Annotated in this window: 2 protein-coding genes; both read right to left on the bottom strand. The window is 61.9% G+C overall.

Annotated features, from left to right (window positions below):
* A partial coding sequence (locus tag BBK14_RS15980) for a 2-oxoglutarate and iron-dependent oxygenase domain-containing protein (protein WP_338045471.1) occupies nt 1-237 on the bottom strand: 237 nt, incomplete at its 3' end.
* A gap of 127 nt (nt 238-364) precedes the next feature.
* Nucleotides 365-1,008: integrase core domain-containing protein (locus tag BBK14_RS15975; RefSeq protein WP_241831528.1), on the bottom strand; the 644-nt coding region annotated here is incomplete at its 5' end.

The following is a 1,008-nucleotide window of genomic DNA, read 5'->3' as shown; positions in this document are numbered from 1 at the left end:
GATGTACCCACTGTAGGTCAAATCACTGACGTGCTGGACCTTGAAGTTCAAGGACATACCAAAGAAGCGCCTGCTCACCTCGAGCGCGTCCAAAATCTTTCGCTCCTGCAACGGTCCGGTGACAACCTGGAAGATTCCGTCAGCCCTCCAGGCCCGTATTAAGTCGCGCGCCAGACGAATATCCAGCTCTGTTCCACTGACGGACTCAGGAAGGCTGAATGTCTGCAGATCTTCCATCTCGGCACCCTTTCCTAGATGTCACCGATGAGCAATCATTCATTTCGGCATGCCTGTGGGGCTCCGAAATTCGGGTTTCGGCCTGTGAGCTGGTCTTTTGCGGCTGACGTGATCGTCTGGGGTGTCGTCAGGCGGCGTTGCGGTACTCGTTGATCAGCCCGCCGAGGATGCGTGTGCGACGGACGGTGGAACCCGGGGTCGGGGTGACCACGGGTGGTGAGTCGGGTGGGTGCTGGCCGAGGGAGCGGTGGGGCCGGTGGGTGTTGAAATGCTCGGCGTAGCTGGTGAGGACTGAGGTCAGGTGCCGTTCAGAGACGATCAATAATCTGTCGGTGCATTCGCGGCGGGCGGTGCCGATCCAGCGTTCCGCGATCGCGTTCGCTTGGGGTGACTGTGGCGGTGTGCGCATCACGTCGATGCCGGCTGCGGTGAAGACGGCGTCGAACGGAGCCGTGAACTTTGTGTCGCGGTCACGGATGAGGAACCGGAACCGGCGGCTGCGATCTTCGAGGTCTATCAGCAGGTTCCGGGCGTGCTGGGTGATCCATGCCGCGGTTGGGTGTTTCGTTGCTCCAAGGACATGGACACGGCGGGTGGCGTGCTCGATGACGAAGAACACGTAGATCCGTTGCAGTAACACGGTGTCCACCGTGAAGAAATCGCAGGCCAGGATGCCGGAGGCCTGGGCGGACAGGAATGTGCGCCAGGAGGTGTCGGCCCGCCGGGGTGCGGGGTCGACGCCGGCGCGGTGCAGGATCCGCCAGACGGTGG

This window comes from Parafrankia soli (genome assembly GCF_001854695.1).
GTDB classification, from domain to species: domain Bacteria; phylum Actinomycetota; class Actinomycetes; order Frankiales; family Frankiaceae; genus Parafrankia; species Parafrankia soli.
Note: the sequence above shows the minus strand (reverse complement) of the source record. Positions and strands in the feature narration are given on the sequence as shown.